We start from the raw sequence: 13732 nt of genomic DNA, 5'->3' as shown, positions 1-13732 counted from the left end.
AGCCGAAAATCGATGTGCTTCGATTCCCCGGATTCGTCCATTGAGGCAGAATCGATTGCAGCCGTTCATACGGGACGGCGAAGTCCTCGCGCCGAAGTCCACCGAAGGTGCCATGCCTCCCACCCTCGCCTCACTGGTCCACCACACCGCGCTGAAGCTGTCCGCGCTCGCGGGTGAGGACCGGTTGGAGACGCCCGTGCGCTGGGCGCATGTCAGCGAGCTCGCCGACCCCGTGCCCTATATGGAGGGCGGTGAGCTGCTGCTGACCACCGCGATGAAGCTCGACGCCGAGGACCCGGAGGCGATGCGCCGTTATGTGCGGCGGCTGGCCGGTGCCGGGGTGGTGGGGCTCGGCTTCGCGGTCGGGGTCAACCACGACGAGGTGCCCGCCGCGCTCGTCGCCGCGGCGAAGGAGGAGGGCCTGCCGCTGCTGGAAGTGCCGCGGCGTACGCCCTTCATCGCCATCAGCAAGGCCGTGTCCGCGGCCATCGCCGCCGACCAGTACCGCGCGGTGACCGCCGGGTTCGAGGCGCAGCGCGAGCTGACTCGCGCCGCGATCGGCGCCGAGGGGCCTGCCGCGCTGCTCGCCCGGCTCGCGGCGCATCTCGACGGCTGGGCGGCGCTGTACGACGCCTCCGGCGCGGTGGTCGCCGCCGCCCCCGACTGGGCGGCCCGCCGGGCCGCCCGGCTCACCGCCGACGTGGAGCGGCTGCGTGCCCGGCCGGCCCCCGCCAGTGCTGTCGTCGGCGGAGAAGGCGCCGGGGACGGGGACGGTGAGGGGAGCGGCGGTGCCGAGGGGAGCGGCGGTGCCGAGGGTGTGGATTCGGCCGATGAGGCGGCCGCGGACCGGGTGGAGCTGCAGTCGCTGGGCACCGGCCGCCGCACCCGTGGCGTTCTGGCGGTCGGCACGGGCGCGCCCCTCGGCACCGCCGAGCGCTACGCCGTGCATTCGGCGGTGGCGCTGCTGACCTTGACCACCGAGCGTTCCCGTGCCCTTCAGGAGGCCGAGCAGCGGCTCGGCGCCGCCGTGCTGCGGATGCTGCTGGCGGGCGAGCCCGATCACGCGCGGGCGGTCGCCGGGCAGCTGTACGGCGGTCTGCTCGACGCGCCGTTCCGGATGCTCGTCGCCGAGGCCGCGCCCGGCGGCGGGCCGCAGCAGCCGGGCGCCGCCGCCGGCGGGGGCGGGGGCGGGGGCGGGGCGGAGTCGTCGGCGGAGAGCCCGGCAGACGCCGTCCCGGGCGGTGCTGGGCCGAGTGGTGCCGTCCCGGGCGGTACGAGCCCGGGCAGTTCGGGCCCGGGCGGTGCGACAGCCCGTACCCGTAAGGGAACCGGAGCGACCAGGGGCGCGGGCGCGGCCACGGCCGAGGCGGCCCCCGCCGACGACCCCCTCGGCTCGCTCGCCGACGCCATGGAGGCGGCCGCCGCCCGCACCGGCGAGGCCGTACTCGTGGTGCCCGACGGCGAGCGCCTCATCGTGCTGGCCCCCGACGGCGGCGCCGCGGTCTCCGTCTGCGCCGAGCACGCCAAGGCGGTCGAGAGCCTCCGTGGCACCGCGGTCCGCCCGCGTGACCGCAGCGCCGTACTCCCGGGCGACGACCTCGACGACCTCGTGATCGGGTTGTCCGCCCCGGCGGGGCCGACGGCCGCCGCGGCCGCCTACCGCCAGGCGGAGCAGGCGCTCTCGGTGGCCAGGCGGCGCGGCCGGGTGCTGGTCGAGCACGAGGAGGTCGCCGCGGGCTCCGTGCTGCCCCTGCTGGCCGACGACGCCGTACGGGCCTTCGCCGACGGCATGCTGCGGGCGCTGCGGGAGCACGACGCGACGGGCCGCGGCGACCTGGTGGCCTCGCTGCGGGCCTGGCTGTCCCGGCACGGCCAGTGGGACGCGGCGGCCGCCGACCTCGGCGTCCACCGGCACACCCTCCGTTACCGGATGCGCCGCGTCGAGGAGATCCTGGGGCGGTCGCTGGACGACCCCGATGTGCGCATGGAGCTGTGGCTGGCCCTGAAGGCGACCGCGTAAGGAGCCCAATAAGGAGCCCAGCGCGGCTGAGAGGCAGCACGGCTGACCACCCAACGGCGCCGTCAGGCCCCCGCCACGCCAATGCGGCGCGAGGCGGGGGCCGACTGCTACGCGCCGGACAAACGGCATCCGGCACGGCCGCGCCTACGGTGGAGGTGGAGACACCTCCGCACCATCACCCCACCACTTCCGGAAGGGTCGGGATCCGCTGTGCCAGACACAAACGAAGCCGTCACCCACGCGTTCTGGCTCGCCGGCCGCGAGGCCACGGGCGAGAACACCGTCGAGGTCACGTCCCCCTGGGACGGGCGCCTCGTCGGCGCGGTGAGCATTCCCACCGAGGCCCAGGTCGAGGAGGCCGTCGCGGCCGCCGCCGCCGTTCAGGACGAGTTCGCCGCCACCCCCGCGTACGTAAGGGCCGCCGCCCTGGACCATGTCTCGCGGCGGCTGGCCGAGCGCGGCGAGGAGATCGCGCGGCTCATCTCCGCCGAGAACGGCAAGCCCATGAAGTGGGCGCGCGGTGAGGTCGGCCGGGCCGTCTCCGTGTTCCGGTTCGCCGCAGAGGAGGCCCGCCGGTTCAACGGCGGGGACGCGCAGCGGCTGGACACCGACCCGGGCGGCACCGGGCGGCTGGCGCTGACCCGCCGCTTTCCGCGCGGGGCCGTGCTGGGCATCGCACCGTTCAACTTCCCGCTGAACCTGTGCGCGCACAAGGTCGCCCCGGCGCTGGCCGTCGGCGCGCCGATCATCCTCAAGCCGGCCCCGGCGACGCCGCTGTCCGCGCTGGTCCTCGGCGAACTGCTGGCCGAGACCGACCTTCCCGCGGGCTCCTGGAGCGTGCTGCCGGTGCCCAACGACCGGATGCCCGCGCTCGTCCAGGACGAGCGGCTGCCGGTGATCTCCTTTACCGGCTCCGACAAGGTCGGCTACGCCATCAAGGAGTCCGTGCCGCTGAAGCACTGCACGCTGGAACTCGGCGGCAACGGCGCGGCGGTCGTGCTGGGGGACTACGCCTCCGAGGCCGACCTGGACTGGGCGGCGAGCCGCATCGGGACCTTTTCCAACTACCAGGCCGGGCAGTCCTGCATCTCCGTGCAGCGGGTGATCGCGGACGCGTCCGTCTACGAGCGGCTCGTACCGAAGATCGTCGCGGCCGTCGATGCCCAGGTCACCGGTGACCCCTCCGACGACGCGACCGACGTCGGCCCGCTGGTCAGCGAGGACGCCGCGAAGCGAGTCGAGGCCTGGGTGGAGGAGGCCGTCCAGGGCGGGGCGCGGGTGCTGACGGGCGGCAAGCGCGAGGGCGCGGCCTACGCCCCGACGGTGCTCGCCGATGTGCCCGCCGGCGCCGCGGTCTCCTGTGGGGAGGTCTTCGGGCCGGTGCTCATCGTGCGCGCGGCGGCGGGCGAGAAGGAGGCCTTCGCCGCGGTCAACGACTCCCCGTACGGGCTGCAGGCGGGCGTCTTCACCCGCGATCTGCAGACCGCCTTCCGCGCCCACCGCGCGCTGGAGGTCGGCGGCGTGATCGTGGGCGACGTGCCGTCGTACCGCGCCGACCAGATGCCCTACGGCGGCACCAAGAAGTCCGGCGAGGGCCGCGAGGGCGTGCGCTACGCGATGGAGGACTACACCTACGAGCGGGTCCTCGTGCTCACCGGCCTCGACCTGTGAGGCGTGGCTGACTCATGGAGAGCGCCCACGCGGAGGGTGACGTAGGTCCTCCGCGTGGGCGCGTGGCCCGTCATACCGGGCCGGGCCCGTGATATCGGGCCGGGCCCGTCCTGTGGCGGCTCCGGACCCTCAACCGGAGAAGCCGAGACGGGCCAGTCTCAGTGCCCCGCGCAGCGTGATGTGCAGGTCGTGCACGCCCGACGGGGGTGTGGGCAGGGCGGCGCCCACGGTGGTGTAGCGGTACGGGTCGCCGGTCGGCGGAATGGCGACCGTGGCGAGTGTGGTGCCGTCGGACAGGTGCAGCTCGACCGCCGCCGCACCGGCCCGACCCGCCCCCACCCCGGTGCCGTCCGTGTTCTCTGCGTTCTCTGCGTTCTCTGTGTTCTCTGTGTTCTTCGCGTTCTCCGTACTCTCCGCGCGTGCCGCCTCGACGGTGACCGTCCGCGCGCCCGCTCCGAAGTCGCAGGCGCGGAAGAGCAGCCGGCCGATCGCGTCGTCCCCGCTGGCCACCGCGTCGCCGCGCACCTTGGTCAGGTCCACCAGCCTGACCCCGTCGGCCGAGTCGAAGTCCGCGGCCGTAAGGCCGCGCTCCAGCACCGGGCGCGGGGCGGGCGGCGGGCCGTCGACAGTGACGGAGGCGGTGCGCCGGATGTCCGCGCTGGACGCGCCGGCGTGGATCTCGTACGTGCCCGGGTCGACGGTCCAGCGGCCGTGTGCCACATCCCAGAAGCCCAGCGCCTCCTCGGCCGGGACGGTGAAGAACAGCCGCGCCGTCTCGCCCTGGCGCAGCGGCACCCGGCGGTGGGCGATGAGCTGGCGGTGCGGGCGCGGGACCCGCGCGCCCGGGGCGCTGACATAGATCTGCACCACCTCGTCGCCGTCGCGCGGGCCGACGTTGGTGACCTCGCACTCCACCGCGAGCACGGCCCCCGCACCCTCACCCGCACCCTCACCCTCGCCCGCGGTCTGCTGCACCGACAGGTCCCCGTACTCGAAGCGGGTGTAGGACAGGCCGTGCCCGAACGGGAACAGCGGCGCGCCGTCGAAGTACAGATAGGTGGCGCGGGACGCGATGATGTCGTAGTCGAGCAGGTCCGGCAGCTCCTCCTCGCCGGCGTACCAGGTCTGCGGGAGCCGGCCGGCCGGTGAGACATCGCCGAACAGCACCCGGGCGAGCCCGGTCCCCGCCGCCTGGCCGCCGTGCGCGGTCCACAGGAGCGCGGGCAGCGCGTCGGCCGCCTCGCCCACCGCGTACGGATAGCTGGAGACCAGCACCAGGGCGGTGCGCGGATTGGCGGCGTGGGCGGCGCGCCACAGCCGGTCCTGCTGGGCGGGCAGCGCGAGGGTGGTGCGGTCCTCGGTCTCGCGGCCGTTGATGTGCGGGTCGTTGCCCGCCAGGACCAGCACGGTTGTGGCTTCCGCGGCCGCCCGCGCGACCGCGTCCTCGCCGCGTTCGACGACCTCCAGCGTGAAGACCTCCGCCGCCTCCGCCGCCTCGGCCACTTCCGCCACTTCCGCCTTCGCCACTTCCGCCGACCCGTCCGGCACGGCAACCTTCAGGCCCTCGGCGGCGACACAGACGTACCCGCCCGTTCCCCCGTGCCGGAGGAGATGTCCGTCGCCGTGCCGCTCCAGCGTGAAGGTCTCCTGCACCACCCAGCCCCCGGGCTGCTCGGCCGCGGCCCGTACGAACCCGTCCTCGGCCACGGTCAGACAGCGCCCCGACGGCGCGCGCAGCGTGAGTACGCCGCCGCCCCAGTCGGTCAGGGCCAGATCGGTGGGCGCGGGACCGACGGTCACCGGCGGCAGATCGGTGCGCCCGGCCGCGTGCGCCGGGTTGAACGAGCCCTCCCGCGCTCGTTCCTCGACCGCCGCGTCCGGCACCCGCACCCACCCCGCCGCGGTGCGCAGCCGCACGGTGTCCGTCCCCTCCACGAACACCACGCGCTCCGCGCCGAGCCGCTCCACCAGCGCCTCGCGCGGCGTGCTGCGGCGGATCAGGCTGCCGCTGTACCAGTCGAGCTTGCACTCGTCCGCGAGCGGGCCGACCACCGCGACGGTGCCCGACGTGGCGTCGGACAGCGGCAGCAGCCCGTCGTTCTTGAGCAGGACGACGGCCTGCTCGGCGGCCTCCAGGGCGAGCGCCCGGTGCCCCGGCGTGTCGAATCCGGCCGTCTCCGCCGGGTCGGCGGGCGGGTCGAACTCCCCCAGCGCGCACCGCATGGCCAGCAGCCGCCGCACCGCCGTGTCGACGACCGACGCGTCGATCAGCTCGCGCCGCAGCGCGCCCCGCACCCGCTCGATGGTCTTCGACGCGTCCTGGTCGTGGTCGGTGAAGCTGTCCACCCCGGCCAGCAGGGCCGCGGCCACCGCCTCCTCGTGGGTGTCGAAGTAGTGCTCGGAGTCCACCAGGTTGGAGGGCGCACCCGCGTCGGAGCACACCACCAGCTCCTGCTCGGTCCAGGTGCGCAAGTGCTCCCGCAGATACGGGGAGACGTGGTTGGGCCGCCCGTTGACCAGGTTGTACGCGGGCATCACGCCCGCCACCGCGCCCGCCCGCACCGCCCCGCGGAAGGCCGCCAGGTCGTACTCGTGCAGCACACGCGGCCGCACCGAGGAGGAGGTGGTGTCCCGGCGGGTCTCGTTGTTGTGCGCCAGCCAGTGTTTGAGGACGGGCGCGGTGCGCCAGCGGGCCGGGTCGTCGCCGCGCAGTCCGTGTGTGTACGCGGCGGCCAGCGCGGAGGTGAGGTACGGGTCCTCGGCGTAGCCCTCCTCGTTGCGGCCCCAGCGCGGGTCGCGCAGCAGATTCACCACCGGCGCCCACACATTGAGCCCCACCCGTTCGTCGCGGGCGCGCATGGCCCGTACCTCGGTGGCCACCGCCTCGCCGATCCGCCGCAGCAACTCGGGATGCCAGGTCGCGCCGAGCCCCACCGCCTGCGGGTAGACCGTCGCCGGCCCCATCCAGGCCACGCCGTGCAGCGCCTCCTGCCCGGTGCGGAAGGGCGCCAGGCCCAGCCGCTCCACCCCGGGGGCGAACTGATGCAGCATCGCGATCCGCTCGTCGAGGGTGAGCCGCGCCAACAGGTCCTCCACCCGCTTGCCGACCGGCAGCCGCGGATCGCGGAAGTCGCCGAAGGGGTGACTCGTCAACTCGCTGGCCTGGCAGCCGCTCACGTGCGGATCCCCTCACGGAGGTCGGAGGTGTCATTGAGGTCGGAGGTGTGGTTCGCGTCATTCGAAGCGCTTCGATGCTGGGCCCGCGTCACCTGGATGTCAAGGCTCGAAGTGACAACAACCCCACGACGTCATGATGTTGCGGGAATGTCCCGATGAAGCAGGTCTGCACAGACCGCCGCACAGGCCTCCTTACCCGCCCACGGGTCCCCAAGGAATCTTTTGGATACCGCTCTTGCGCGACCTCACCCCCCGACTTAACCTCAGCGCAATATCGAAGCGCTTCGACCATCGGTCGCACGGCGGGTACGCCACGAAGGGTTGACGCAATGCCGAACTCCCAGGCTTCGGCCTCCACTTCCACTCCGAGCCGGAGAACCGTCCTGTCCTCCGCGGCCGTCGCCGCGGTGGCCGTCGCGGGAGGGGTCCCGCTGCTGTCCGCGTGCTCCACCGAGGAGAGCACCGGCAAGGGCGGTACGACATCCGGCAAGGACCTGAAGAAGCTGCTGCCGACCTATGTGGCCTCCCACGTGGTGAAGCCGGACATCCCGAGCGTGAACGGCTCGAGCCCCGGCTTCACCCAGGCCAAGCCCGCCGCCGACCTGGTCGCCTCCGTCAAGGGCAAGCCGGGCCACGGCGGCAGCTACACCGTCTTCGAACCGCTGTGGGGCACCCCGCCGCCCAAGAACAGCGCCTACTACAAGGCCGTCAACGAGGCCCTCGGCACGAAGATCACCTTCCAGCCGCAGGACGGCAACACCTACGGCGAGAAGCTCAGCGCCGTCCTGGCCTCCGGGGACATCGCGGACATCGTGATGATCCCGCAGTGGGAGATGGGCGGAAAGCTTCAGGGAGCGATCAGCGCCAAGTTCGCCGACCTCGGCCCGTATCTGTCCGGTGACAAGGCCAAGAAGTACCCGAACCTCGCCGCCATCCCCACCGCCGCCTGGCAGATGTCGGTCTTCGGCGGCAAGCTCCGCGGACTGCCCATGCCCGCTCGCCCGCTCAGCGGTGTGATCCCCTTCTACCGTGAGGACATCTTCAAGAAGGAGGGCTACGAGGTCCCGAAGAGCCCCGATGAATTCCTGGCCCTCGCCAAGGAGATCACCCGGCCCAAGAGCAAGGTGTGGGCGTGCGAGGACATGTGGTGGTCGGCGCAGATCTTCTTCGGCTGCCCGGGGGAGAAGCCGTTCTACTGGGTGGAAAAGGACGGCAAGCTCGTCCACAAGGTCGAGCTGGACAACTACCTCGAGGCGCTGGAGTGGTGCCGCAAGCTCTTCAAGAGCGGCTATGTCCACCCCGACGCGGTCGCGGGCAAGGCCAACGACTCACTCACCCGCTTCACCTCGGGCCAGTCGCTCATCATGAACGACGGCGACGCCAAGTGGTACGGCGCCACCTTCGAACAGGCCGAGCCCAACCCCGACTTCAAGATCCAGGGGATGGACTACTTCGGCGCCGATGGCGGCGACCCCACCCTCTTCCTGGGCCCGCCCGCCAACATCTGGTCCTTCCTCAACAAGAGGCTGTCCAAGGAGCAGATCGAGGAGATCCTGGCCCTCGCCGACTACATCGCCGCGCCCTACGGCACCAAGGAGCAGCGCCTGATCGACTACGGCGTCGAGGGCGTGCACCACACCGTGAAGCACGGCGCCCCGGTCAAGAACTCCAAGGGCGTCATCGAGGTCCAGGACACCTACCGCTTCATCGTCTCGCCCGAGGCCACCGTCGCGTACCCGGACTTCCCGCAGATGGTGAAGGACTACTGCGGCTGGATGCAGCGCATGGGCAAGTTCGCCAAGAAGCCCCTCTTCTACGGCATGCAGATCCAGGAGCCCAACCGCTACGCCTCGCTCTACACCCCCTTCGAGGACCTGGCCAAGGACGTCGTCCGCGGCCGCAAGTCCATCCGTGACGCCCAGAGCGCCGTCAGCGACTGGCGCAGCGGCGGCGGCGACAAGCTCCGCGACTGGTACGCCAAGATTCTGGAGAAGAACGGCAGCGGCGCCTGATGTCCCCCGGCTACCGCTGGGAGGCGCCCCCTGCGGACACCGGCAGCCGGGCCGGCGGGCCGCGCCGGCCCCGGCGCCGCGCGAGATCCGCGCGGCGCGGCGGCCCCGGCGGCCCGGACGGTCCCGCCGCGCCCGCCCCGCCGCGCGCGGCGCCGGACGGCGGCATCCGGTGGTGGCAGCGGCTGCGCCGGGACCGCACCCTGCTGCTGATGGTGTTGCCGGCCGTCGGCCTGCTCGCCCTGTTCAACTACGTCCCGCTGATCTGGACCACGGTCGCCTTCAAGGACTACGACCCGTTCACCCAGGGGCTGTGGACCAGCCCCTGGGTGGGCTTCGACAACTTCACCCTCCTCTTCGAGGACAACCGCTTCTGGGACGCCTTCGCCAACACCCTCGGCATCACCTTCATCCAGCTGGTGCTCTTCTTCCCCGTCACCATCGCGCTCGCGCTGCTGGTCAACAGCGTGCTCAGCGAGCGGATCCGGGGCGTGGTGCAGTCGATCCTGTATCTGCCGCACTTCTTCTCCTGGGTGCTGGTCATCACGGTCTTCCAGCAGATGCTGGGCGGGGCCGGGCTGCTCGCCCAGCAGCTGCGCCGCCACGGGCACGAGGGCTTCGACCTGATGACCGACCCCGGCGTCTTCAAGTTCCTGGTCTCCGCGCAGCTGGTGTGGAAGGACGGCGGCTGGGGCGTCATCGTCTTCCTCGCCGCCCTCTCCGCCGTCAGCCAGGACCTCTACGAGGCGGCGGCGGTGGACGGGGCGAACCGCTGGCGGCGGATGTGGCATGTCACGCTGCCCGCGCTGCGCCCGGTGATCGCCCTGCTGCTGGTGCTGCGCATCGGCGACTCGCTCACCGTCGGCTTCGAGCAGATCCTGCTCCAGCGCGACGCGGTCGGGCCGGGCGCCTCCGAGGTCTTCGACACCTATGTGTGGTGGGTCGGCATCGCCAACACCGACTACGGGATCGCCGCCGCTGGCGGCCTGATCAAGGGCGTCTTCAGCCTGGTGCTCGTCCTGATCGCCAACAAAGTCGCCCACATGCTCGGCGAGCAGGGGGTTTACCAGAAATGACGGTGACCGCGCAGAGCGCGCCCGCGCCGGCCGCGTCGCCCGCCCCGGCCGCGCCGCGGCGCCGCGACAGCAGACGCCCGGTGTGGGAGGAGGAGCCGGGCAAGGCCGGCCAGGGGGTCAAGGGCGCCACCCTGCTCGGGGTGTGCCTGGCGATCCTCGGGCCGCTGTGGGTGGTGGTGGTCACCAGCCTCTCCGACCAGAAGGCCATCACCGAGGCCGGCGGGCTGGTCATCGTGCCCAAGACGATCACCTTCCGGGCCTACTCCGAGCTGCTCGGCGGCGGCACGGTCACCCGCGCGGCGATCGTCAGCCTCGCCCTGACGGCCGTGGGCACGGTGATCAGCACGGTGGTCTCGATCCTCTGCGCGTACGGCCTGTCGCGCCGGGGGTCCTTTCTGCACCGGCCGATCCTGATGGTGCTGCTCGTGACCATGTTCTTCAACGCCGGCCTGATCCCGACCTATCTGCTGGTCACCGGGGTCGGGCTGGAGGGCAGCTACTGGTCGATGATCCTGCCCAGCGCCATCTCGGTCTTCAACATCCTGGTGCTGCGCTCCTTCTTCCAGACCACCGCGCCCGAGCTGATCGACAGCGCCCGGATCGACGGCGCGGGGGAGTGGCGGATCCTGCTGCAGATCGTGATGCCGCTGTCCAAGGCGGTCATCGCGGTCGTCTCCCTCTTCTACGCGGTCGGCTACTGGAGCCAGTGGTTCAACGCGATGCTCTACCTCAACGACCAGGACATGTGGCCGCTGCAGATGATCCTGCGCCAGCTGGTCATCAAGCAGCAGGCGCCCCAGGGCATGTCCCAGATGATCTCCAGCAGCCAGGTCCCGGGCCTGGCGGTGCAGATGGCCGTCATGGTGCTCGCCCTGATCCCGGTCGTGGTCCTCTACCCGTTCGTCCAGAAGCACTTCACCAAGGGCATGCTCACCGGCGCCATCAAGGGCTAGCCCACAAGCCGGCGCCGCCCAGCGGTACCCCCGGACCCGAAGCGAGAGCGCGATGCCCGAGCTGAGCGATGTCACCCGCGGCCGGATCCTCTACGGCGGCGACTACAACCCCGAGCAGTGGCCGCGGAGCGTCTGGCGCGAGGACGTACGGCTGATGCGCGAGGCCCAGGTCACCACCGCCACCGTCGGGGTCTTCTCCTGGGCCCGGCTGGAACCGCGCCCCGGCGCCCGCGAGTTCGGCTGGCTCGATACGGTCCTGGATCTGCTCCACGAGGGCGGCATCGAGGTGTGCCTGGCCACCCCGACCGCCTCCCCGCCCCCGTGGATGGGCGCCCGCCACCCCGAGACCCTGCCGCGCGACGAGAACGGCACCACCGTCTGGTACGGCTCGCGCAACCAGTTCTGCGCCTCCTCCCCGCTCTACCGCGAGTACGCGCTGCGCATCACCGAAGACCTGGCGGACCGCTACGGCGGCCACCCGGCGGTGCGCATGTGGCACGTCGGCAACGAATACGGCACCCACTGCTGGTGCGACACCACCGCCGGCCACTTCCGCCGCTGGCTGCGCACCCGGTACGGCGGTCTCGACGCGCTCAACGAGGCGTGGGGCACCGCCTTCTGGAGCCAGCGCTACGACTCGTGGGAGGAGATCATTCCGCCGCGCCGCGCCCAGTATCTGATCAACCCCGCCCAGGCGCTGGACTTCCGCCGCTTCACCAGCGACGCCCTGCTGGAGTGCTTCACCGCCGAGCGCGACGTCCTGGCCGCCCGTACCCCGCACATCCCCGTCACCACCAACTTCATGCCGCTGTTCATCGGCCAGGACGGCTGGGCGTGGGCGGCCGAGGAGGACGTGGTGTCCGTCGACGTCTACCCCGACCCCAAGGACCCGCACGCCGCCGCGTACGGGGCGATGATCCAGGACCTGACCCGCTCCCAGGCCGGCGGCCCCTGGGTCCTCATGGAGCAGGCGGCCGGCCCGGTCAACTGGCGCGGCGTCAACCACCCCAAGCCGCCCGGGCTGATGCGCCTGTGGTCGCTACAGGCCGTGGCGCGCGGCGCGGACGGCGTCTGCTTCTTCCAGTGGCGGCAGTCGCGGCAGGGCAGCGAGAAGTTCCACTCCGGGATGGTGCCGCACGCGGGTGAGCACAGCCGCACCTTCCAGCAGGTCCGCGGGCTCGGCGCCGAGCTGCGCCGGCTCGGCGGCGTCGTCGGCCGCGGCGTCCCCGCGCGCGCCGCGATCCTGCACGACTGGCACGCCTGGTGGGCGACCGTCCAGGACGGCCGCCCCTCCGCCCGGCTCGACTACCCCCAGGTGGTGCGCGCCTGGCACCAGGCTCTGTGGGAGGAGAACCTCACCACCGACTTCGCCCACCCGCACGCCGACCTCACCGACTACGCCCTGGTCGCCGTCCCCCACCTGTATCTGCTCACCGACGAGGCGCTGGACAACCTCGCCGGCTATGTACGCGGCGGCGGCACCCTCGTGTGCGGCTTCTTCACCGGAGTCGCCGACGAGGACGACCGGGTCCGCCCGGGCGGCGTCGACCAGCGGCTGCGCGAGCTCCTCGGCATCCGCACGGTCCACGAGTGGTGGCCGCTGGACGAGGGCGAGACCCTCACCGCCCAGGGCCCCGCCTGGCCGGCCGGCTTCACCGCCACCCTCTGGTCCGAGGACCTGGAGCCGTCCACCGCCGAGACCGTCGCCCGGATCAAGGGCGGCGAACTCGACGGCGGGCCCGCCATCACCCGCAACCGCCACGGCGCCGGCACCGCCTGGTACGTCTCCACCCTGCCCGAGCCCGCCGCGCTGCGCGCGCTGCTGGCCCGCGCCGCCGACGAGGCGGGGCTGCGGCCACCGCTGCCCGGCCTCCCCGAGGGCGTGGAGGCCGTGTCCCGCGGCGAGCACCTCTTCCTCCTCAATCACGGCCGCGCCCCCGCGGCCGTCCCCCTCCCGTCCGCGCGGACCGACCTGCTCACCGGCCGCGTGTACGACACACAGGTCCATCTCGACCGCTATGCGGCCGTGGTCCTGGCTCCGCTCGATTCCCCCCACCCGAAGGGAGCAGCACCGTGCACCGAGCCGCCCGAAAGCTCTTCCTGACCCCGCTGTTCGCGCTCCTCGCGCTCATCGGCTTCGCCGCCGCCCCCGCCCACGCCGCCACCTGGTCCTCCTCGGAGCAGTGGGGCAACTGGTCCACCGGCGGCTACACGCTCTACAACAACATCTGGGGCTCCGGCGCCGGATCGCAGACCATCTGGGCCAACTCGTCCAGCGACTGGGGCGTCTGGGCCAACCACCCCAACACCGGCGGCATCAAGTCCTACCCCAACGCCAAGCGGGTCGTCGGCAAGAAGGTCAGCGCCATCAACAGCCTGAACAGCAGCTACAACGTCACCGTGCCGTCCTCGGGCGCGTACAACACCTCGTACGACATCTGGGACACCAACTACGACTACGAGATCATGCTCTGGATGAACAAGACCGGCCCGGTCGGTCCCCTCGGCACCTCCCAGGGCAGCCTCACCCTCGGCGGCCACAGCTGGACCGTCTACAAGGGCAGCAACGGCGCCAACGAGGTCTTCTCCTTCATCCGCACCTCAAACTCAACCTCCGGCTCCGTGGACATCAAGGCCATCGTGAACTGGATCAAGAACACCAAGGGCTGGTTCGGCGACGTCACCATCGGCGACGTCCAGTTCGGCTACGAGATCACCTCCTCGTCCGGCGGGCTGGACTTCAAGACCAACAGCTTCGGCGTGTCCTTCAGCTGATCCCGCCTGCCCGACCGTGTGCCGCCGCTCCCCCCCCGGGCAGCGGCGGCA

At 72.1% G+C, this 13732-nt stretch carries 8 protein-coding genes; 7 read left to right on the top strand and 1 reads right to left on the bottom strand.

Annotation, left to right across the window (positions count from 1 at the left end; all coding sequences use genetic code 11):
- Positions 1-112 precede the first annotated feature (112 nt).
- The gene (locus ACWY4P_RS15895) at positions 113-2020 is read left to right on the top strand and encodes a PucR family transcriptional regulator (protein WP_456211208.1); all 1908 of its coding nucleotides are present in this window, start codon (positions 113-115) and stop codon (positions 2018-2020) included.
- A 210-nt stretch (positions 2021-2230) separates the two neighbouring features.
- Positions 2231-3691 carry an aldehyde dehydrogenase family protein gene (locus ACWY4P_RS15890; RefSeq protein ID WP_456211207.1) on the top strand — a complete coding sequence of 487 codons (1461 nt, stop codon included), beginning with the start codon at positions 2231-2233 and terminating at the stop codon, positions 3689-3691.
- Between the two features lie 129 nt (positions 3692-3820).
- Here the strand turns inward: ACWY4P_RS15890 and ACWY4P_RS15885 are convergent, their stop codons facing one another.
- On the bottom strand, positions 3821-6868 hold the full coding sequence (locus ACWY4P_RS15885; RefSeq protein ID WP_456211206.1) for a glycoside hydrolase family 3 C-terminal domain-containing protein: 3048 nt from the start codon (positions 6866-6868) through the stop codon (positions 3821-3823).
- A 329-nt stretch (positions 6869-7197) separates the two neighbouring features.
- Here ACWY4P_RS15885 and ACWY4P_RS15880 point away from each other — a divergent pair, with 329 nt between their 5' ends.
- Genes ACWY4P_RS15880 through ACWY4P_RS15860 form a run of 5 tightly spaced genes read left to right on the top strand, consistent with a single transcriptional unit; the run spans position 7198 to position 13681 of the window.
- A complete protein-coding gene (locus ACWY4P_RS15880; protein ID WP_456211205.1) occupies positions 7198-8880 on the top strand; it encodes an extracellular solute-binding protein in 1683 nt (560 codons plus the stop codon).
- Positions 8880-9953: an ABC transporter permease gene (locus tag ACWY4P_RS15875; protein WP_456211204.1), complete on the top strand. Its 1074-nt coding sequence runs from the start codon at positions 8880-8882 to the stop codon at positions 9951-9953. Before ACWY4P_RS15880 ends, ACWY4P_RS15875 begins: the two co-directional genes overlap by 1 nt.
- Positions 9950-10906, top strand: a complete 957-nt coding sequence (locus ACWY4P_RS15870; protein ID WP_456211203.1) for a carbohydrate ABC transporter permease — start codon at positions 9950-9952, stop codon at positions 10904-10906. Before ACWY4P_RS15875 ends, ACWY4P_RS15870 begins: the two co-directional genes overlap by 4 nt.
- A gap of 52 nt (positions 10907-10958) precedes the next feature.
- The gene (locus ACWY4P_RS15865; protein ID WP_456211202.1) at positions 10959-13010 is read left to right on the top strand and encodes a beta-galactosidase; all 2052 of its coding nucleotides are present in this window, start codon (positions 10959-10961) and stop codon (positions 13008-13010) included.
- Positions 12980-13681, top strand: coding sequence for a glycoside hydrolase family 12 protein (locus ACWY4P_RS15860; RefSeq protein WP_456211201.1), 702 nt, complete (start codon positions 12980-12982; stop codon positions 13679-13681). The genes ACWY4P_RS15865 and ACWY4P_RS15860 overlap by 31 nt, the downstream gene beginning before the upstream one ends.
- The last annotated feature ends 51 nt before the right edge of the window (positions 13682-13732 follow it).

This window comes from Streptomyces sp. LZ34, assembly GCF_053890475.1.
The sequence above is the reverse complement of the archived record's forward strand: the minus strand, read 5'-3'. Positions and strand labels throughout refer to the sequence as shown.

Bases quoted from the DNA above. Each gene is read 5' to 3' on its own strand.
- ACWY4P_RS15880 (WP_456211205.1), top strand. From the start codon at position 7,198: ATGCCGAACTCCCAGGCTTCGGCCTCCACTTCCACTCCGAGCCGGAGA.
- ACWY4P_RS15865 (WP_456211202.1), top strand. From the start codon at position 10,959: ATGCCCGAGCTGAGCGATGTCACCCGCGGCCGGATCCTCTACGGCGGC.
- ACWY4P_RS15875 (WP_456211204.1), top strand. From the start codon at position 8,880: ATGTCCCCCGGCTACCGCTGGGAGGCGCCCCCTGCGGACACCGGCAGC.
- ACWY4P_RS15895 (WP_456211208.1), top strand. From the start codon at position 113: ATGCCTCCCACCCTCGCCTCACTGGTCCACCACACCGCGCTGAAGCTG.
- ACWY4P_RS15870 (WP_456211203.1), top strand. From the start codon at position 9,950: ATGACGGTGACCGCGCAGAGCGCGCCCGCGCCGGCCGCGTCGCCCGCC.